The 19,863-nt window shown below is 71.0% G+C and carries 19 protein-coding genes; 8 read left to right on the top strand and 11 right to left on the bottom strand.

What is annotated here, in order from left to right:
• Positions 1 to 32 precede the first annotated feature (32 nt).
• The 10 genes from ASG94_RS00735 to ASG94_RS00780 form a co-directional block, all read right to left on the bottom strand.
• A complete protein-coding gene (locus ASG94_RS00735; protein WP_056924543.1) occupies positions 33 to 440 on the bottom strand; it encodes a metal-sulfur cluster assembly factor in 408 nt (135 codons plus the stop codon).
• Positions 437 to 883 carry a Fe-S cluster assembly sulfur transfer protein SufU gene (gene sufU, locus ASG94_RS00740; RefSeq protein ID WP_056924544.1) on the bottom strand — a complete coding sequence of 149 codons (447 nt, stop codon included), beginning with the start codon at positions 881 to 883 and terminating at the stop codon, positions 437 to 439. Before sufU ends, ASG94_RS00735 begins: the two co-directional genes overlap by 4 nt.
• Complete coding sequence (locus ASG94_RS00745) at positions 883 to 2,145, bottom strand: cysteine desulfurase (protein ID WP_056924545.1); 1,263 nt, start codon at positions 2,143 to 2,145, stop codon at positions 883 to 885. The genes sufU and ASG94_RS00745 overlap by 1 nt, the downstream gene beginning before the upstream one ends.
• 44 nt (positions 2,146 to 2,189) lie before the next feature.
• A complete protein-coding gene (sufC, locus tag ASG94_RS00750) occupies positions 2,190 to 2,951 on the bottom strand; it encodes a Fe-S cluster assembly ATPase SufC (protein WP_056924546.1) in 762 nt (253 codons plus the stop codon).
• On the bottom strand, positions 2,948 to 3,283 hold the full coding sequence (locus ASG94_RS00755; RefSeq protein ID WP_056924547.1) for a non-heme iron oxygenase ferredoxin subunit: 336 nt from the start codon (positions 3,281 to 3,283) through the stop codon (positions 2,948 to 2,950). The genes sufC and ASG94_RS00755 overlap by 4 nt, the downstream gene beginning before the upstream one ends.
• Positions 3,283 to 4,461, bottom strand: a complete 1,179-nt coding sequence (sufD, locus tag ASG94_RS00760) for a Fe-S cluster assembly protein SufD (RefSeq protein ID WP_056924548.1) — start codon at positions 4,459 to 4,461, stop codon at positions 3,283 to 3,285. The genes ASG94_RS00755 and sufD overlap by 1 nt, the downstream gene beginning before the upstream one ends.
• A gap of 53 nt (positions 4,462 to 4,514) precedes the next feature.
• Positions 4,515 to 5,933: a Fe-S cluster assembly protein SufB gene (gene sufB / locus ASG94_RS00765; protein WP_056924549.1), complete on the bottom strand. Its 1,419-nt coding sequence runs from the start codon at positions 5,931 to 5,933 to the stop codon at positions 4,515 to 4,517.
• Positions 5,930 to 6,691, bottom strand: coding sequence for a helix-turn-helix transcriptional regulator (locus ASG94_RS00770; protein ID WP_235537075.1), 762 nt, complete (start codon positions 6,689 to 6,691; stop codon positions 5,930 to 5,932). Before ASG94_RS00770 ends, sufB begins: the two co-directional genes overlap by 4 nt.
• 79 nt (positions 6,692 to 6,770) lie before the next feature.
• Positions 6,771 to 7,595: an ABC transporter permease gene (locus ASG94_RS00775; RefSeq protein ID WP_056924551.1), complete on the bottom strand. Its 825-nt coding sequence runs from the start codon at positions 7,593 to 7,595 to the stop codon at positions 6,771 to 6,773.
• Entirely contained in the window at positions 7,592 to 8,620 is a 1,029-nt protein-coding gene (locus ASG94_RS00780; RefSeq protein WP_056926196.1) for an ATP-binding cassette domain-containing protein, read from the bottom strand. Before ASG94_RS00780 ends, ASG94_RS00775 begins: the two co-directional genes overlap by 4 nt.
• Positions 8,621 to 8,692: 72 nt before the next feature.
• Between ASG94_RS00780 and ASG94_RS00785 the strand changes: the two genes are divergently transcribed.
• Genes ASG94_RS00785 through ASG94_RS00795 form a run of 3 tightly spaced genes read left to right on the top strand, consistent with a single transcriptional unit; the run spans position 8,693 to position 11,339 of the window.
• Positions 8,693 to 9,643, top strand: a complete 951-nt coding sequence (locus ASG94_RS00785; RefSeq protein ID WP_235537076.1) for an ABC transporter ATP-binding protein — start codon at positions 8,693 to 8,695, stop codon at positions 9,641 to 9,643.
• Entirely contained in the window at positions 9,640 to 10,437 is a 798-nt protein-coding gene (locus tag ASG94_RS00790; protein WP_056924552.1) for an ABC transporter permease, read from the top strand. The genes ASG94_RS00785 and ASG94_RS00790 overlap by 4 nt, the downstream gene beginning before the upstream one ends.
• Before the next feature lie 2 nt (positions 10,438 to 10,439).
• The gene (locus ASG94_RS00795; RefSeq protein ID WP_056924553.1) at positions 10,440 to 11,339 is read left to right on the top strand and encodes a COX15/CtaA family protein; all 900 of its coding nucleotides are present in this window, start codon (positions 10,440 to 10,442) and stop codon (positions 11,337 to 11,339) included.
• A gap of 53 nt (positions 11,340 to 11,392) precedes the next feature.
• Here the strand turns inward: ASG94_RS00795 and ASG94_RS00800 are convergent, their stop codons facing one another.
• Positions 11,393 to 12,325, bottom strand: a complete 933-nt coding sequence (locus ASG94_RS00800) for a heme o synthase (RefSeq protein WP_156411505.1) — start codon at positions 12,323 to 12,325, stop codon at positions 11,393 to 11,395.
• Positions 12,326 to 12,535: 210 nt separating this feature from the next.
• Between ASG94_RS00800 and tkt the strand changes: the two genes are divergently transcribed.
• The 5 genes from tkt to ASG94_RS00825 are packed head-to-tail and all read left to right on the top strand — an operon-like array spanning position 12,536 to position 19,861.
• A complete protein-coding gene (tkt, locus tag ASG94_RS00805) occupies positions 12,536 to 14,569 on the top strand; it encodes a transketolase (protein WP_235537202.1) in 2,034 nt (677 codons plus the stop codon).
• Between the two features lie 45 nt (positions 14,570 to 14,614).
• Positions 14,615 to 15,736: a transaldolase gene (tal, locus tag ASG94_RS00810; RefSeq protein WP_056924556.1), complete on the top strand. Its 1,122-nt coding sequence runs from the start codon at positions 14,615 to 14,617 to the stop codon at positions 15,734 to 15,736.
• Positions 15,733 to 17,400 carry a glucose-6-phosphate isomerase gene (gene pgi, locus ASG94_RS00815; RefSeq protein WP_056924557.1) on the top strand — a complete coding sequence of 556 codons (1,668 nt, stop codon included), beginning with the start codon at positions 15,733 to 15,735 and terminating at the stop codon, positions 17,398 to 17,400. Before tal ends, pgi begins: the two co-directional genes overlap by 4 nt.
• An 11-nt stretch (positions 17,401 to 17,411) precedes the next feature.
• Positions 17,412 to 18,947 carry a glucose-6-phosphate dehydrogenase gene (gene zwf / locus ASG94_RS00820; RefSeq protein ID WP_056924558.1) on the top strand — a complete coding sequence of 512 codons (1,536 nt, stop codon included), beginning with the start codon at positions 17,412 to 17,414 and terminating at the stop codon, positions 18,945 to 18,947.
• Positions 18,944 to 19,861, top strand: a complete 918-nt coding sequence (locus tag ASG94_RS00825) for a glucose-6-phosphate dehydrogenase assembly protein OpcA (protein WP_056924559.1) — start codon at positions 18,944 to 18,946, stop codon at positions 19,859 to 19,861. Before zwf ends, ASG94_RS00825 begins: the two co-directional genes overlap by 4 nt.
• Positions 19,862 to 19,863 lie beyond the last annotated feature (2 nt).

The raw sequence follows: 19,863 nt of genomic DNA on the forward strand, positions 1-19,863 counted from the left end.
CGTTCGCGTCCCGGCTTCGCCGGTACACGAGCTCAGACGTTGAAGCCCAGCGCCCGCAGCTGCTCGCGACCGTCGTCGGTGATCTTGTCCGGGCCCCACGGCGGCATCCACACCCAGTTGATGGCCACGTCGTTGACGAGGCCCTCCAGGGCGGAGTTGGTCTGGTCCTGGATGACGTCGGTCAGCGGGCAGGCCGCCGAGGTCAGCGTCATGTCGATGACGGCGTTGCTGCCCTCGTCGACGTGCACGCCGTAGACCAGGCCGAGGTCGACGACGTTGATCCCGAGCTCGGGGTCCACGACGTCCTTCATCGCCTCGGTGACGTCGTCGACGGTGACGGTGCTGGTGCCACCGCCGGCGGCGGGCACGTCGGGCAGGTCGCCGTGGTCGACGGGGTGCGCGGCGGTCTGGGCCGGGGCACCGGTGCTGTCGTTGGTCATGCCTTCTCCTTCTCGAGACTCTGTGCGGTCGCGTCCTTCCACGCCATCCAGGACAGGAGGGCGCACTTGACGCGGGCGGGGAACTTGGCGACGCCGGCGAACGCGATGCCGTCCCCGAGGACGTCCTCGTCGGGCTCGACCTGGCCCTTGCCCTGCATCAGCTCCAGGAACGTCTGGTGGATCGACATGGCCTCGTCGACGTCCTTGCCGATGAGCAGGTCGGCCATCACCGAGGCGGAGGCCTGCGAGATCGAGCAACCCATGGCGTCGTACGACACGTCGGAGACCACGCCGTCGGCGAGGTGGACGCGGAGCGTCAGCTCGTCGCCGCAGGTGGGGTTGACGTGGTGCACCTCCGCCTCGTACGGGTCGCGCAGGCCCGCGTGGTGGGGGTGCTTGTAGTGGTCCAGGATGATCTCCTGGTAGAGCGAGTCGAGGTCCATCACTCCCCCAGCTTGAAGTAGGAACGGGTGTAGTTCAGCCCGTCGACGAGGGCGTCGATCTCGGCCGGGGTCGTGTAGAGGTACGACGACATCCGCGTCGAGCTCTGCACCCCGAAGCGGGCGTGCGCCGGCTTGGCGCAGTGGTGGCCGGCGCGGACGGCGATGCCGCGCGAGTCGAGGACCTGGGCCACGTCGTGCGGGTGCACGCCGGTGATCTCGAAGGAGATCGCGCCCCCGCGCGAGGCCGCGTCGAGCGGGCCCATCACGGTCAGTCCGGGCACGGTCCGCAGCCCCTCGAGCGCGTAGGCCGTGATGGCCTGCTCGTGGGCGTGGATCGCGTCCATCCCGACGTGGCCGAGGTAGTCCACCGCGGCACCGAGGCCCACGGCCTCGACGATCGGCGGCGTACCGGCCTCGAACTTGTGCGGGATCCCGGCGTACGTCGAGCGCTCCATGCGGACGGTCTCGATCATCTCGCCGCCACCGTGGAACGGCGGCAGCGCCTCGAGCACCTCGCGGCGCCCCCAGAGCACGCCGATGCCGGTCGGCCCGACCACCTTGTGGCCGGTGAAGACGAGCACGTCCGCGCCGCTGGCCACCACGTCGACCGGCAGCTGCGGAGCTGCCTGGGACGCGTCGACGACCACGATCGCCCCGACCTGGTGCGCCCGGTCGGCGATCTCGCGGACCGGGTTGATGGTGCCCAGCATGTTGGACACCCAGGCCAGCGAGACCACCTTGGTGCGCTCGGTGATGAGCTCGTCGATGTCCGACAGGTCGAGACGACCGTCGTCGGTCAGCCCGAACCAGCGCAGCGTCGCGCCCGTGCGCTCGGTGAGGAGCTGCCACGGCACGATGTTGGAGTGGTGCTCCATCTCGGTGATGACGACCTCGTCGCCCTCGCCGACCTGCAGGTCACCACGCCACGCCAGGGTGTTGGCGACGAGGTTGAGCGCCTCGGTGGCGTTCTTGGTGAAGATCACCTCGTCGCGGCTCGGCGCCTTGATGAACGCCGCCACCTTGTCGCGGGCGGCCTCGAAGGCCTCCGAGGACTCCGCGCCCAGCTGGTGCATCGCGCGGGCCACGTTGGCGTTGTGGTGCTCGAGGTGGTCGACCATCGTGTCGATGACGACCTGCGGCTTCTGCGAGGTGTTGGCGCTGTCGAGGTAGACCAGCGGGCGCCCACCGTCGAGCACGCGCTCGAGGATGGGGAAGTCCTTGCGGATGACCTCCAGCTCGGGAAGCAGTCCCGGGATGCTCATCGCTGGTCTCCTCTCGTCGTACGTCGTGGGGTGCGGGAGGTCGATCAGACCGACGCAGCCTTGGTGTACTTGTCGTAGCCCTCGGCCTCGAGCTGGTCGGCCAGCTCGGGCCCGCCCTGCTCGGCGATCCGGCCGTCGACGAAGACGTGGACGAAGTCGGGGGTGATGTAGCGCAGGATGCGGGTGTAGTGGGTGATCAGCAGGACACCCTTGCCCTCCTGCGAGCGGAAGCGGTTGACGCCCTCGCTGACGACCTTGAGCGCGTCGATGTCGAGGCCGGAGTCGGTCTCGTCGAGGATCGCGACCTGGGGGTTCAGCAGCTCGAGCTGGGCGATCTCGTGGCGCTTCTTCTCACCGCCGGAGAAGCCCTCGTTGACGTTGCGGGTGCCGAACGTCGGGTCGAGGTTGAGCTGCTCGAGGGCGGCGTTGACGTCCTTGACCCACGTGCGGAGCTTGGGGGCCTCGCCGTCGATCGCGGTCTTGGCGGTGCGCAGGAAGTTGGACACCGAGACGCCGGGGACCTCGACGGGGTACTGCATGGCCAGGAAGAGGCCGGCGCGGGCGCGCTCGTCGACGGACATCGCGAGGACGTCCTGGCCGTCGAGGGTCACCGTGCCGCCGGTGATCGTGTACTTCGGGTGACCGGCGATGGAGTAGGCCAGCGTGGACTTGCCCGACCCGTTCGGACCCATGATCGCGTGGGTCTCGCCGTCGTTGATCGTCAGGGTGACGCCCTTGAGGATCTGCTTGGGGCCGTCCTCGGTCTCGACGGAGACCTGGAGGTCGGTGATCTCGAGCTTGCTCATGCGGGGGTGACTCCGTTCAGGGTGGTGGTGGTGTCGACGTACACGTCGTTGTCGCGGACCTCGACGGGGAAGGTTGCTACGGGTTCGGTGGCCGGCGGGCCGATGGGCTTGCCGGTCCTCAGGTCGAAGCGCGAGCCGTGCAGCCAGCACTCGACCGTGCAGTCGGCGACGTCGCCCTCGCTCAGCGCGACCGCGGCGTGGGAGCACTCGTTCTGGATCGCGAAGACCTCGTCGCCGTTGCGGGCGACCGCGACCTCGTGGTCGCCGAGGGTGACCGCGAGGGCCTCGTCGTCGCGGACGTCGGCGAGCGCGCAGGCACGGACGAAGGCCATCAGACGTCCCTCAGCACGTTCTTGGCGAGCTCGGCCTCGACCGTGCTCATCAGCTGGCCCTCGATGGAGGGCACGCCGATGCGGCGGATCAGGTCGTTGAAGAACCCGTGCACGACGAGGCGGCGGGCCTCCTTGTCGTCGATCCCCCGCGCGCGGAGGTAGAACAGCTGCTCGTCGTCGAAGCGGGCGGTCGCGCTGGCGTGACCGGCCCCCTCGATCTCGCCGGTCTCGATCTCCAGGTTGGGGACCGAGTCGGCCTGGCAGCCGTCGCTCAGCACGAGGTTGCGGTTCTCCTCGTAGGTCTCGATGCCCTCGGCGACCTTGCGGATCAGCACGTTGCCGACCCACACGGTGTGGGCGCCCTGCCCCTGGAGCGCGCCCTTGTACATGACGTTGCTCTTGGTGCGCGGGGCGTCGTGGTCGGCGAAGAGGCGGTGCTCGATGTGCTGGCCGGCGTCGGCGAAGTAGAGGCCGAGGAGCTCGGCCGAGCCGCCGGGACCGTCGTACGTCACGTTGGTGTCCATCCGGACGACGTCGCCGCCGAAGCTGACCGCGACGTGCTTGTACGTCGCGTCGCGACCGACCAGCGTCTGGTGGTGCGTCAGGTGCACGGCGTCGTCGGCCCAGTCCTGGAGCGAGATGACCGAGGCCTGGGCGCCGTCGCCCACGACGACCTCCACGACCTGCGCCATGGACGCGTGGCCGGTGTGGTTAAGCACCACCGTGGCGCGCGAGTGCCTGCCGAAGCGGAGCACGACGTGGCCCGCCTCGGTGACACCCGCGTCCGAGCCGGCCAGCTCGACGACGACCGGCTCGGTGACGTCGGCGTCGTCCGGCACGTCCACGAGCAGGGTCGAGGGCACCTCGGCGAGGACCCTGGCCGCGAAGCGGGTGTTGGGCACCAGGCCGCTGACCCCGCGCAGCGCGCGGGCCTCGTCGCCGTCGACGCCCTCGACCCGCACGCCGGCCGGGGTGTTCCAGGTGCACGCCGTGGCGCTGGGCTGGAACTCGGCGTCGGCGTGCAGGCCCTTGAGCCGCTTGAGCGGGGTGAAGCGCCAGATCTCCTCGCGGCCGGTGGGCACCACGTGGGAGGCGACGTCGAAGGAGCCCTGCGGGTGCAGGTGGCTCTCGACCTTGTCCACCTCGAGGGCGGAGCGAACGGAATCCGTGACAGTCACTACTTCTCTTTCTTCGGATGCGGGTGGGGCGGGGTGGTGCCGATCCCGGAGGATCAGCCGACCGCGCCCTCCATCTGCAGCTCGATCAGGCGGTTGAGCTCGAGGGCGTACTCCATCGGGAGCTCCTTGGCGATGGGCTCCACGAAGCCACGCACGATCATCGCCATCGCCTCGTCCTGCTCCATGCCGCGAGACATCAGGTAGAAGAGCTGGTCGTCGGAGACCTTGGAGACGCTCGCCTCGTGGCCCATCGACACGTCGTCCTCGCGGATGTCGACGTACGGATAGGTGTCCGAGCGCGAGATCTGGTCGACGAGCAGCGCGTCGCACAGCACGTTGGACTTGGAGCCGTGGGCGCCCTCGTTGACCTGGATGAGGCCGCGGTACGACGTACGGCCGCCACCGCGGGCCACCGACTTGCTCAGGATCGAGCTCGAGGTGTGGGGGGCGGCGTGCACCATCTTGGCGCCGGCGTCCTGGTGCTGGCCCTCGCCCGCGAACGCGATGGACAGCGTCTCGCCCTTGGCGTGCTCGCCCATGAGGTAGATGGCGGGGTACTTCATCGTCACCTTGGAGCCGATGTTGCCGTCGACCCACTCCATGGTCGCGCCGGCCTCGCAGGTGGCGCGCTTGGTGACGAGGTTGTAGACGTTGTTCGACCAGTTCTGGATGGTCGTGTAGCGGCAGCGACCACCCTTCTTGACGATGATCTCCACGACCGCGGAGTGCAGCGAGTCGGAGGAGTAGATCGGCGCGGTGCAGCCCTCGACGTAGTGCACGTAGGCGTCCTCGTCGACGATGATCAGCGTGCGCTCGAACTGGCCCATGTTCTCGGTGTTGATCCGGAAGTAGGCCTGCAGCGGGATGTCCACGTGGACGCCCTTGGGCACGTAGATGAACGAGCCGCCCGACCAGACGCTGGTGTTGAGCGCGGCGAACTTGTTGTCGCCGACCGGGATCACGGTGCCGAAGTACTCCTGGAAGAGCTCCGGGTGCGTCTTGAGCGCAGTGTCGGTGTCGAGGAACAGGACGCCCTGCTCCTCGAGGTCCTCACGGATCGAGTGGTAGACGACCTCGGACTCGTACTGCGCGGCGACACCGGCGACGAGGCGCTGCTTCTCCGCCTCCGGGATGCCGAGCTTGTCGTAGGTGTTCTTGATGTCCTCGGGGAGCTCCTCCCACGAGGTCGCCTGCTTCTCGCTGGAGCGCACGAAGTACTTGATGTTGTCGAAGTCGATCGCGCTGAGGTCGGAGCCCCAGGTCGGCATCGGCTTGCGGTGGAAGAGCTTGAGGCCCTTCAGCCGCAGGTCGAGCATCCACTGCGGCTCGCTCTTCTTGGCGGAGATGTCGCGGACGACGTCCTCGTTCAACCCGCGCGTCGCGGTGGCGCCGGCGGCGTCGGAGTCGGCCCAGCCGAACTCGTAGCGGCCGATGCCCTGGAGCTCGGGGTTGAGCTCTTCGATGGAGGTCATGCCTTCTCCTTGTTGGTCGACGTGGTGCTCGAGGTGGTCCTCGTGGTCTGGGTCGTGCTGGTCGAACCTGTCGTGCTGGTCGAACCGGTCGTGCCGGTCGAACCGGTCGTGCTGGGGATGCAGGTCGTGCAGACGCCGTCGCCGTGGGCGATGGTCGCCAGCCGCTGCACGTGGGTGCCGAGGACGCGGCCGATGGCCTCGGTCTCGGCCTCGCACAGCTGCGGGAACTCGTGGGCCACGTGGGCGACCGGGCAGTGCTGCTGGCACAGCTGGTCGCCGATGGGCAGGTCGCGCACGGTGGCGGCGTAGCCACCGGCGGTGAAGACGTGGGCCAGCGCCTCGGCCGGGGTCAGCGTGGGGTCCTGGGCGGTCACGGCGGCGTAGTCGCGCTCGACGAAGGCCACCCGGCGGCGGGCGAACTCCATGACCGCGTCGTCGCCCTGCGTCTCGGCGAGGAATCGCAGCGCGGCGACGGCGAGGTCGTCGTACTGCTGGTCGAAGGCGTCGCGCCCCTCGTCGGTCAGCGCGAAGACCCGGGCGGGGCGCCCGCGGCCCCGGCTGCCGTAGACCTTCTGCTCACGTCCCTCGACGGTGCCGCTCTCGGCCAGGTGCTCGAGGTGCCGGCGTACGGCGGCCGGGGTGAGCTCGAGCCGCTCGGCCAGGGACACGGCCGTGGAGGGTCCGTTCTCGAGGATCGACCGAGCCACCCGCTCACGGGTCGGGGCGTCCCTGTCGGGCGCCGCAGCAGTCGTCCTCACGAATTGCACAACACCAGTGTGACGTTAATGCTTCCGCGTGTTCAAGCAAGGGTCGCCTAACCCTGCGGCATCCCGGTCCTCAGGCGGCGGTGCGGCGGCGGAACGCGCGGATCGCCAGCGGGGCCACCACGGCGGTGATGAGCAGGATCCAGCCGATCGTGAACGGGATCGGGTGGTGCATCGGGAAGGCCGCGCCCGGCGCCAGCGGCTGGTCGTTGCCCCACAGCACCCGGACCGCCTGGGTCAGCGACGAGATCGGGTTCCACTCGGCGATGAAGCGCAGCACGGTGGGCATCTGGTCGGTCGGCGCGAAGGTGTTGGCGAGGAAGGTGATCGGGAACATCGTCGCGAACATGACGCCGTTGACCGCCTCGACCGAGCGCATCGCCGAGCCGACCCAGATGCCGACCCAGATCATCGCGAAGCCCCACCCGAGCAGCAGCAGGTAGCCGAGGACCGCCTCGGGCACGCTGGTGTGGATGCGCCATCCGATGAGCAGGCCCGTGAGCGACATCACGACCAGGCCGATCGAGGAGTGCGCCAGGCTGGAGATGCTGCGCCCGACCAGGACGGCGGCGGAGTTGATCGGCAGCGAGCGCATCCGGTCGACGATGCCCTTGTCGAGGTCGGCGGTGAGACCCACGGCGACGATGAAGGACGCGAAGGCGACCGTCTGGGCCATGATCCCGGGGAGCAGCCACGCGCGGTAGCCCGCCGGGGTGTCGACGGCGATCGACGAGCCGAAGACGAACGCGAAGAGCAGCACGAACATCACCGGCTGGATGGTGACGTCCATCAGCATCTCGGGCATCCGCCGGATGTGCAGGAAGTTGCGGCGGGCGATGGACCAGGACTGGGCCATCAGGCTGGTGGGACGGATCTCGGGACGCTCCAGGGTGGTCATCGCACGGTCTCCCTGCTGTGGTCGGTGTCGCCGGCACCGGCGTCGCCGGTCTCCGGCGCGGTGGCCGGGTCGGCGGCACCGCGCTCCTCGGCCCGGTGGCCGGTCAGGTGGAGGAACACGTCGTCGAGGCTGGGTCGCTTGAGCCCGATGTCGTCGAGCACGATCCCGCTCTCGTCGAAGATCGCGGCGACGCGGGTCATGTGGCCCAGGCCCTCGGCGGGGGCGGTGAGCTGGCGGGCCCCGGCGTCGACGTGCACCTCACGCACGTGCGGCCGCATCAGGGCCTCGGCCGCCTCGAGGTCGCGGGCCTGCGAGACGGTGACGACCAGGGCGGCCGCGCCGGACTGGTCCTTGAGCTCCAGGGGCGTGCCCTCCGCGATGACGGTGCCCCGGTCGATGACCACGATGTTGTCGGCCAGCTGGTCGGCCTCCTCGAGGTACTGCGTGGTCAGGAGCAGGGTGGTCCCGTCGGCGACCAGCTCGCGCAGCACGTCCCACAGCTCCACCCGCGAGCGCGGGTCGAGGCCCGTCGTCGGCTCGTCGAGGAAGAGCACCGGCGGGGTCGCGATCAGGCTGACCGCCAGGTCGAGGCGACGGCGCATGCCGCCGGAGTAGGTCTTGGCGATCCGGTCCCCCGCGTCGGCGAGGGAGAACCGCTCGAGGAGGTCGTCGCTGGCCCGCTTGATGTAGCGGGAGTCGAGCCCGTAGAGCTGGCCGATGAGGCGGAGGTTCTCCCGGCCGGTGAGCAGCTCGTCGACCGTGGCCGCCTGCCCGGTGAGCCCCATGCTGCGGCGTACGGACCGCGGGTCGGTCAGCACGTCGTGCCCGGCCACCCGGGCGGTGCCGGCGGTGGGGGCGGTCAGCGTCGTCATCATCCGCACCGTGGTGGTCTTGCCGGCGCCGTTGGGCCCGAGCAGGCCCAGGACGGTCCCCTGCGGGACCACGAAGGACACGTCGTCCACCGCCACGGTGTCGCCGAAGTGCTTGACCAGGTGCTCCGCCTCGATGGCGTGGGCCGATGTCATGGGGATCACGGTAGCCACTGCCACGGACAGGGCGCGTCCGCTTTTCCTCGGGGCCGCTCCTAGACTTCCAGCGTGCCTGCCGACTCCCCCGCCCACGGCCCCGCCGTCGAGGTGGAGGACCTGGTCATGCGGTACGGCGACAAGGTGGCCGTCGACGGCCTCTCCCTGCGGGTCGAGCGCGGCACCATCACCGCGGTGCTGGGTCCCAACGGCGCCGGCAAGACGACGACGCTCGAGACCTGCGAGGGCTACCGCCGCCCCCGGTCCGGCACCGTCAGGGTGCTGGGGCTGGACCCGCACGCCGACCGCCGGGAGCTGCTCCCCCGCATCGGGGTCATGCTGCAGGCCGGCGGCGCCTGGTCGGGGGTGCGGGCCATGGAGATGCTCGACCACGTCGCCTCCCTGCACGCCCACCCGCTGGACACCGCGATGCTCAGCGACCGGCTCGGGCTGGGCGAGTGCGGCCGCACGCCGTACCGGCGCCTGTCGGGCGGCCAGCAGCAGCGGCTCGGACTGGCGATGGCGCTCGTGGGCCGTCCGGAGCTGGTCTTCGTCGACGAGCCCACGGCCGGGATGGACCCGCAGGCCCGGCGGGCCACGTGGGAGCTGCTCGAGGAGCTGCGGCGCGACGGGGTCACGGTCGTGCTGACCACCCACCACATGGACGAGGCCGAGCACCTCGCCGACACGATCCACATCATCGACCACGGCCGGCTGATCGCCTCCGGGTCGCCGACCGAGCTCACCAGCGGCGGCCGGTCGGCGACGATCCGCCTCGTCGTGACCCGTCCCTTCCCCGACGGCGCCCCCGAGTCGTTGCGGACGGCGCTCGGACCGCACACCGAGGTGACCCAGCTGGACGCGGTCAGCATGCTCATCACCGGACCGGCGGACGGCAGCACGCTGGGCACCGTCTCGGCGTGGTGCGAGCGCCACGACGTGCTGCCCGAGTCGCTCTCGCTCGGGCGCCGCACCCTCGAGGACGTCTTCCTCGAGCTGACCGGGCGCGAGCTGGTCGGATGAGCAGCCCGCCCCCCACGAGCACCTTCGCCCCCCGCCCCGGGGCGGCTCCGCTGCACCGCCAGGTGGCCGCCCAGGCGCGCATGGAGTCGCGGCTGATGCTGCGCAACGGCGAGCAGCTGCTCCTGGCCATCGTGATCCCGGTCATCGTGCTCGTCGGCGGCGTCGCCGGCGCGGACCGCCTCGGTCTCGACCTGGAGGGCCACCGGGCCGTCGACGTCCTCACCCCGGGCGTGCTCGCCCTGGCCGTGATGTCCACGGCCTTCACCTCGGTCGCCATCGCCACCGGCTTCGAGCGCCGGTACGGCGTCATCAAGCGGCTCGGGGCGTCCCCGCTGCCGCGCCACGGCCTGCTGCTCGGCAAGGTCCTGGCGCTGCTCAACGTGGTGGCGCTCCAGCTCGTGTCCCTCGTCGTCGTGGGGCTGCTGCTCGGCTGGCGACCGACCCTCGAGCACCCGGCGGTCTCCCTGGCCTCGGCGGTGCTGGCGGTCGCCGCCGGCACCTGGGCCTTCGCCTCGCTGGGGCTCTTCGTCGCCGGGGTCCTGCGGGCCGAGGCCGTCCTGGCGCTCGCCAACCTCGTCTACCTGCTCCTGATGGCCGGCGGCGGCGTCGTGCTGCCCACGTCGTCGTACGGCGCCGCGTCGGGCGCGATCCAGTGGCTACCGTCCGCGGCCCTGGGCGACGCCATGCGCAGCGCGCTCGTCGACGCCCACCTCGACGCCACCGCCCTCCTCGTCCTGATCGCCTGGGGTGTCGTCGGCACCCTGCTGACCGCGCGCACCTTCACCTGGGAATGACCATGACCCCCCTGCACCCCTCGACCCGCTTCCGACGACTGGCCTGGGCCCTGGCCGTGGCCAACCTCGTCGCCAACATCGGCATCGTCGTCACCGGCGGTGCCGTACGTCTGACCGGGTCCGGCCTCGGCTGCCCCACCTGGCCGCGTTGCACCGACGAGTCGTACGTCGCCCACGGCGAGCTGGGCATCCACGGCGCGATCGAGTTCGGCAACCGGATGCTGACCTTCGTGCTGGTCGTCCTCGCGATCGCGCTGTGGGTGACCATGCTGGTCGGCCTCGTCCGCACCTGGCGCGGCCGGCGGGCCTGGCGCCCGTTCTGGCTCGCGACCGTCGTGGTGCTCGGCATCCCGGCCCAGGCGGTCATCGGCGGCATCACCGTGCACACCGACCTCAACCCGTGGATCGTGTCGCTGCACCTGCTCGTCTCTATGGCCATCATCGCCGTCTGCGTGGTGCTCCTCGACGAGCTGCGCTCCCCCGACCGCGACGCGTCCCCCCGGCTGGCGCCGCTGACCTGGGCGGTCTTCGCCGTGACCTGGGTGGTCCTCTACCTCGGGACCGTGGTGACCGGCAGCGGTCCACACTCGGGCGACCTCGACTCGCGGCGTACCGGCCTGGACCCGCAGGTCATGTCCCACGTCCACGCCGCCGCCGTCTACCTGCTGCTCGCCCTGACGGTCGCCCTGGTCGTCCTGGCCCGCCGCGTCGGCTCGCCGACGCTGGCCCACGCCGCGCTGGTCCTGCTGGTCCTCGAGCTGGCGCAGGGGGTGGTCGGCTTCGTGCAGTACTTCACCGACCTGCCCGAGGTGCTGGTCGGCATCCACATGCTCGGGGCCGCCCTGGTCTCGGCCAGCGTCACGTGGGTCGTCCTCGCCGGGCGCGGGCGCCACCGCGCCTGACGGGTCCGCCGCTGGACGGGGACGGCGCCTGACGGTCCGCGCGGGCGCCGGCCTCAGCCGATGAGCGGGTCGAGGGCGACCGCGACGAACAGCAGGCTGAGGTAGAGGTTGGAGTGGTGGAACAGGCGCATCGGGGCGATGTCGGAGAGCTGGTCCGACGCCTTGGCCCGGCGCCACATGCGGTGCGCCTCGACGAGGAAGACGGCGCCGAGCACCGTCGCGGCCAGCGGGTAGAACCAGCTGGTGCCGGCCACCGGCCACAGGAGCAGCGACGTGGCCACCATCACCCAGCTGTAGATGACGATCTGGCGGGCCACGACGTCCGCTGGGGCCACCACCGGGAGCATCGGCACGTCCACGCCGGCGTAGTCCTCGCGGTAGCGCAGGGCCAGCGCCCAGGTGTGCGGCGGCGTCCAGAAGAAGACCACGAGGAAGAGCACCACGGGCGTCCACGCGAGCTCGCCGGTCACCGCGGTCCAGCCGATCAGCGCGGGGAAGCACCCGGCCAGCCCGCCCCAGACGATGTTCTGGGTGGTCCGGCGCTTGAGGATCATCGTGTAGACGATCACGTAGAAGGCGTTGGCGCCCAGGGAGAGCGCGGCGGAGAGCCAGTTGACCCACACGGCCAGCACGACCGTGGACAGCACGGCCAGCACGGTGGCGAAGACCAGCGCCGACACCGGCGACACGATGTGCCGCGGCAGCGCCCGGCGCCGGGTGCGGCGCATCTGCTCGTCGATGTCGCGGTCGTAGACGCAGTTGAACGCCGACGCGGAGCCGGCCGACAGGGACCCTCCGACGACGGTCGCGGCCACCAGGCCCAGCGCCGGGATGCCACGCTCGGCGAAGAACATCACCGGCACGGTGGTCAGCAGCAGCAGCTCGATGACGCGGGGCTTGGTGAGCCCGACGTACGCCGCGACGACGTCGCGGAAGGAGGCGCGACCCGCGTCCGGTCCGGCGTCCCCCGAGGGTGTCGACGGCACGGCAGCGGAGGCCGATCGGCCGGCGTGGGACACGGTATGGAACCTCAGGGAAGGGGAACTGATGCGTTGTCGAGTCTAGCCCGCGTCATGAGTAGGCTCGGAGGTGCCTGCCCATGAACGTCCGAGAGGATCTCTGTGCCTTCCACTCCCCCCGCGCTCGACTGGAACGAACTCGACTCGAAGGCCGTCGACACGGCGCGGGTCCTGGCCATGGACTCCGTGCAGAAGGTCGGCAACGGCCACCCCGGCACGGCGATGAGCCTGGCCCCCGCGGCGTACCTGCTGTTCCAGAAGGTCATGCGGCACAACCCCGCCGACCCGCACTGGGCCGGTCGCGACCGGTTCGTGCTGTCGGCCGGCCACAGCTCCATCACCCTCTACACCCAGCTCTTCCTGGGCGGCTGGGGCCTCGAGCTCGAGGACCTCAAGGCGCTGCGCACCTGGGGCTCCAAGACCCCGGGCCACCCCGAGCACGGCCACACCGCCGGCGTCGAGACCACGACCGGTCCGCTCGGCCAGGGGGTCGGCAACGCGATCGGCATGGCGATGGCCGCCCGCCGCGAGCGCGGCCTCCTCGACCCGGGTGCCGCCGAGGGCCAGTCGCCCTTCGACCACCACGTCTACGCGATCTGCAGCGACGGCGACCTGCAGGAGGGCGTGAGCGCCGAGGCCTCCTCGATCGCCGGCACCCAGAAGCTCGGCAACCTCACCGTCATCTACGACGCCAACCGCATCTCCATCGAGGGCGACACCGACGTCGCGTTCACCGAGGACGTCGGCAAGCGCTACGAGGCCTACGGCTGGCACGTGCAGACCGTCGACTGGACCCACGACGGCACCGAGTACGTCGAGGACGTCCAGCAGCTCCACGACGCTGTCCGCGCGGCCGACGCCGTCACCGACCAGCCCAGCCTGATCGTGCTGCGCACCGTCATCGCCTGGCCCGCGCCGAACGCGCAGGGCACCGGCGCCTCGCACGGCTCCGCCCTCGGCGCGGATGAGGTCGCGGCCACCAAGAAGATCCTCGGCTTCGACCCCGAGCAGCACTTCGAGGTCCCCGACGCGGTGATCGAGCGGACCCGGTCCCTCGTCGCGCGGGGCAAGGAGGCCCAGGCCGCCTGGGACGAGCAGCTCGAGGCCTGGCGCGACGCCGCGTCCAAGGAGACGCTCGCGACGTGGGAGCGCATGCAGACCCGGGCCCTGCCCGACGGCCTCGCCGAGGCGCTCCCGACGTACGACGCCGACCCCAAGGGCGTCGCCACCCGCAAGGCCTCCGGCGCCGTCATCAACGCCGTCGCCGCCCTCATGCCCGAGCTGTGGGGCGGCTCCGCCGACCTGGCCGAGTCCAACAACACCACCATCACCGACGCACCGTCGTTCATCCCCAAGGACCGCTCGACCGACCAGTGGGACGGCGACCCGGAGGCCGGCCGCGTGCTGCACTTCGGCATCCGTGAGCACGGCATGGGCGCGATCCTGAACGGCATCACGCTGCACGGCGGCACCCGCGTCTTCGGTGGGACCTTCCTCACGTTCTCCGACTACATGCGCGGCTCGGTCCGCCTCGCGGCGCTCATGGGCCTGCCCGTGACCTACGTGTGGACCCACGACTCCATCGGTCTCGGCGAGGACGGTCCGACCCACCAGCCGATCGAGCACCTGGCCGCGCTGCGCGCCATCCCGGGCCTGGACGTCGTCCGTCCCGCGGACGCCAACGAGACCGCCGCGGCCTGGCACGCGGTGCTCCAGCACACCGACCGCCCGGCCGGCATCGCCCTGACCCGGCAGAACGTCCCGGTGTTCCCGCGGGGCACCGACGGCTACAGCGACACCAGCAACGTCCACCGCGGTGGCTACGTCCTGCTGGACGTCGAGGGCGGCCTGCCCGACGTTGTCCTGGTCGGCACCGGCTCCGAGGTCCAGATCGCCGTGGCCGCCCGCGACCTGCTCGCCGAGGACGGCATCCGCGCCCGGGTGGTGTCGATGCCGTGCCGCGAGTGGTTCGACGAGCAGGAGCAGGCCTACCGCGAGAGCGTCATCCCGCCCACCGTCAAGGCGCGCGTCTCCGTCGAGGCCGGCGTCGCCCAGGGCTGGCGCGAGATCGTCGGCGACCACGGCCGCATCGTGTCGATCGACACCTACGGCGCCTCCGCCGACTACGCCCGGATCTACCAGGAGTACGGCCTGACCGGCGAGGCCGTCGCCGACGCCGCCCGCGACAGCATCCGGGTCTCCACCGACTGAGGACCCCGGACCACGCCACCCCCCAGCAGCACCCCAGGAGGAACCATGACTGACCGCATGAAGGCACTCGCAGACGCGGGCGTGTCCATCTGGCTCGACGACCTGTCCCGCGAGCGCATCGAGACCGGCAACCTCGCCGAGCTCATGGAGTCGCGCTCCGTCGTCGGTGTCACCACCAACCCCTCGATCTTCGCCGCCGCCCTGGCCGAGGGCGAGCGGTACGACGCCCAGGTGCGCGAGCTCGCCGCCGAGGGCGCCGACGTGGACGCCACCGTGTTCGCGCTGACCACCACCGACGTGCGCCAGGCCTGCGACATCCTGAGGCCGGCGTACGACGCCAGCAACGGCGTGGACGGTCGCGTGTCGATCGAGGTCGCCCCGACGCTGGCCTTCGACACCGGGGCCACGACCGAGGCCGCGCGCACGCTCTGGTCCGAGGTCGACCGCGACAACCTGCTCATCAAGATCCCCGCCACCACCGAGGGCGCCCCGGCGATCACCACCGTGCTGGGCGAGGGCATCAGCGTCAACGTGACGCTGATCTTCGGCCTCGAGCGCTACCGCGGAGTGATGGAGGCGTACGTCGCCGGGCTGGAGGAGGCGCGCGACAACGGCCACGACCTGTCCCGCATCCACTCGGTCGCCTCGTTCTTCGTCTCCCGCGTGGACAGCGAGATCGACAAGCGGCTCGAGGCCATCGGCAGCGACGACGCCCTGGCCCTGCGCGGCAAGGCCGGCGTGGCCAACGCGGTCCTGGCCCACCGCGACTTCGAGGAGTTCTTCTCGGGTGACCGCTGGGAGGCCCTGGCTGCGGCCGGTGCCCACAGGCAGCGACCGCTGTGGGCCTCGACGGGCGTGAAGAACCCCGACTACCGCGACACGATGTACATCACCGACCTGGTGGTCCGCGGCACCGTCAACACCATGCCGGAGAAGACCATGGAGGCCTTCGCCGACCACGGTGAGGTCGAGGGCGACCGGGTCACCACGACGTACGCCGAGGCCCAGTCGGTGATGGAGAGCCTCGCGGCCGTGGGCATCGACTACGACGACGTCATCGCCGCCCTGGAGCAGGAGGGCGTGGAGAAGTTCGAGGCCTCGTGGTCCGAGCTGCTCGACACGGTCTCGGGGCAGCTCAAGTCCGCGGGCGAGGGCGCGTCGGCGTGACCTCGTCGCCCGTCGACGCGGTGGCCACCGAGGCGTGGTCGGAGCTCGCCGCCCTCGCGGCGAGCTCCTCGCCCGACCTCCGGGCCTGGTTCGACGAGGACCCGGGCCGGGTCGAGCGCTACACGCACACGGCCGGGGACCTCTTCGTGGACCTGTCCAAGAACCTCGTCGACGACGAGGTCCTCTCCTCGCTGCTCGCGCTGGCCGAGCAGGTGGGCCTGGCCGAGCGGCGCGACGCGATGTTGCGCGGCGAGCGGATCAACGTCACCGAGGACCGGGCCGTCCTGCACACCGCCCTGCGTCAGCCGGCCGGCGCGGTCGTGGAGGTCGACGGGCACGACGTCGTACCCGACGTGCACGAGGTGCTCCAGCGGGTCTACGCCTTCGCCGAGCGCGTCCGCTCCGGCGAGTGGACCGGCGTGACCGGGGAGCGCATCGCCACGGTCGTCAACATCGGCATCGGCGGGTCCGACCTCGGACCGGTCATGGCGTACGAGGCGCTGGCGCCGCACGTCCAGGACGGCCTGGAGTGCCGGTTCATCAGCAACATCGACCCGACGGACTGCGCCACCACGCTCGCCGGGCTGGACCCGGCGACCACGCTGTTCATCGTCTCCAGCAAGACCTTCGGGACCCTGGAGACGCTCACCAACGCCCGGCTGTGCAAGGCGTGGCTCCTCGACGGGCTGCGCGAGGCCGGGTCGCTCGGGGACGACGACGCCGAGGCGGTGGCCCGGCACTTCGTCGCGGTCTCCACCGCCCTGGACAAGGTCGCCGACTTCGGCATCGACCCCGACAACGCCTTCGGCTTCTGGGACTGGGTCGGCGGGCGCTACTCGCTGGACTCCGCCATCGGCACCTCGCTGGTCGTGGCGATCGGTCCGGAGGCCTTCGCCGACCTGCTCGCGGGCATGCACACCATGGACGAGCACTTCCGCACCACCGACCTGGCGCACAACGTGCCGGCGCTGATGGGGCTGCTCAACGTCTGGTACACCAACTTCCTGGGTGCCGAGACCCACGCCGTGCTGCCCTACAGCCAGCTGCTGCACCGCTTCCCGGCGTACCTCCAGCAGCTGACCATGGAGTCCAACGGCAAGGGCGTGCGCTGGGACGGCACCCCCGTCACCTCCGGGACGGGAGAGGTCTTCTGGGGCGAGCCCGGCACCAACGGCCAGCACGCGTTCTACCAGCTGATCCACCAGGGCACACGGCTCGTGCCCGCCGACTTCATCGCGGTGGCCACCCCGGCGTACCCCCTGCGTGACGGCGAGTCCGACGTGCACGAGCTGTTCCTGGCCAACTTCTTCGCCCAGACGGCGGCGCTGGCCTTCGGCAAGTCCGCCGACGAGGTGCGCGCCGAGGGGACGTCGGAGTCCGTCGTCCCGGCCCGGGTCTTCACCGGCAACCGGCCGACCACCTCGATCATGGCGCCCGCGCTGACCCCCTCGGTGCTCGGGCAGCTCGTCGCGCTCTACGAGCACATCACCTTCACCCAGGGCGTGGTGTGGGGCATCGACAGCTTCGACCAGTGGGGCGTCGAGCTCGGCAAGCAGCTGGCCCAGCAGGTGAGCCCGGCCGTCGCCGGGGACGCCGACGCGCTGGCCGCGCAGGACGCCTCCACCCGCTCCCTGGTCTCCTACTACCTGGCCCACCGCGGCTGATCGGCGGCGAGATGCGCACCAATCCCCTCCGGGACCCCCAGGACCGGCGGCTGCCCCGCATCGCGGGACCGTCGAGCCTGGTGCTCTTCGGCGTCACGGGCGACCTGTCCCGCAAGAAGGTCATGCCGGCGATCTACGACCTGGCCAACCGCGGGCTGCTGCCGCCGGGGTTCTCGCTGGTCGGCTTCGCGCGCCGCGACTGGGCCGACCAGGACTTCGCCCAGATCGTGTACGACGCGGTCAAGGAGCACGCCCGCACCCCCTTCCGCGAGGAGGTGTGGCGCCAGCTGTCCGAGGGGTTCCGGTTCGTCTCCGGCAACTTCGACGACGACGAGGCGTTCGCCACCCTCAAGCGGACGATGATCGAGCTCGACGAGGCCCGGGGCACCGGCGGCAACACGGCGTTCTACCTGGCCATCCCGCCCGCGTTCTTCGGCACCGTGGTCGGTCAGCTCAAGGAGCACGGCCTGGCCGAGCCGAGCATCGACTCCACCGGCATGCCGTCGTGGCGGCGCGTCGTCGTGGAGAAGCCGTTCGGGCACGACCTCGAGTCGGCGCGCGAGCTCAACGACGTTCTCGACTCGGTCTTCCCGTCCGGGTCGATCTTCCGGATCGACCACTACCTCGGCAAGGAGACGGTCCAGAACATCCTGGCGATGCGCTTCGCCAACAACATGTTCGAGCCGATCTGGAACGCCAACTACGTCGACCACGTGCAGATCACCATGGCCGAGGACATCGGCATCGGTGGCCGGGCCGGCTACTACGACGGGATCGGCGCCGCCCGCGACGTCATCCAGAACCACCTCCTCCAGCTGATGGCGCTGGTCGCCATGGAGGAGCCGACGTCCTTCGACGCCGAGCAGCTGCGGCTGGAGAAGCAGAAGGTGCTCTCCTCGGTCGTCCTGCCCCCGCGGCTGGACACCACGACCGCCCGCGGGCAGTACTCCCCCGGCTGGCAGGGCGGCGAGAAGGTCATCGGTTTCCTCGAGGAGGAGGGCATCAAGCGGACCTCGAAGACCGAGACGTACGCCGCCATCACCCTGCACGTCGACACCCGCCGCTGGGCCGGGGTGCCGTTCTACCTGCGCACCGGCAAGCGCCTCGGGCGCCGGGTCACCGAGGTGGCCGTGGTGTTCAAGCGGGCGCCGCACCTGCCGTTCAGCGCGACCTCCACCGAGGAGCTCACCCAGAACGCGCTGGTCATCCGGGTGCAGCCCGACGAGGGCCTCACCATGCGCTTCGGCTCCAAGGTGCCCGGCACCGCGATGGAGATCCGCGACGTCAACATGGACTTCGCGTACGGCGGGTCCTTCACCGAGGCGAGCGCCGAGGCCTACGAGCGGCTCATCCTCGACGTGCTGCTCGGCGACCCGCCGCTGTTCCCCCGCCACGAGGAGGTCGAGCTGTCGTGGAAGATCCTCGACCCGATCCTCGAGCACTGGGCCCGCAAGGGGAAGCCGGAGGCCTACCCCGCCGGCACCTGGGGGCCGGAGTCGGCCGACAAGATGCTTTCTCGTGACGGACGCACCTGGAGGCGACCATGACCACGTTCGAGCTCGAGAACACCAACGCCTCCGGGATCGCCGCGGAGTTCGTGCGGGCCCGCACCCGCGCCGGCTCACCGGCGATGGGGATGGTGATGACCCTCATCATCGTCGTGCCCGACACCGACGCCGAGACCGCGATGCAGGCCGCGCAGCGCGCGTCGCGCGAGCACCCCGCCCGGGTGCTGGGCGTCATCCTCGGTGACGGTCGCGGCAAGGCCCAGGTCGACGCCACCGTCGCCACCGGCGGCGGGTGGGGCGGCGAGACCGCGCTCATCCGGCTGACCGGCGAGGTGGTGCGCTACGCCGAGTCCGTCGTGCTGCCGCTGCTGCTGCCCGACTCCCCCGTCGCCATCTGGTGGCCCACCGAGCCGCCGGACGACCCGGCCGACGACCCGCTGGGGGCGCTGGCGAAGCGGCGGATCACCGATTCCGCGGCCGCCAAGCGCGGCAAGTCGTCGGTGATGCTGCGGCAGTGCCAGGCCTACGCGCCGGGCAACACCGACCTGAGCTGGACCCGACTCACCCCGTGGCGCGCCCTGCTCGCCGCCGCGCTCGACCAGCACCCGCTCAAGGTCACCCGTGCGTCGGTGGCCGCCGAGCGCATCAGCCCCAGCGCCGATCTCCTGGTGGCCTGGCTCAACGACCGGCTCAAGGTGCCCGTCGAGCGGCACACCTCGGACGGTCCCGGCATCACCCAGGTCGTCATGGACACCAAGCAGGGCCCCATCACCATCTCCCGCGACGACGGCCGGATGGCCACCTTCTCCTCCCCCGAGCGTCCGGACCGGCCCGTCGCGCTCAAGCGCCGCGAGGTCCCCGCCCTGCTGACCGAGGAGCTGCGACGCCTCGACGAGGACGACATCTACGCGGCCACCGCCAAGCGGCTGGTGGCCCTGGACAAGGAGTCCTGAGC

Origin of the sequence: Nocardioides sp. Soil805, from assembly GCF_001429625.1 — a bacterium.
Lineage (GTDB): Bacteria > Actinomycetota > Actinomycetes > Propionibacteriales > Nocardioidaceae > Nocardioides.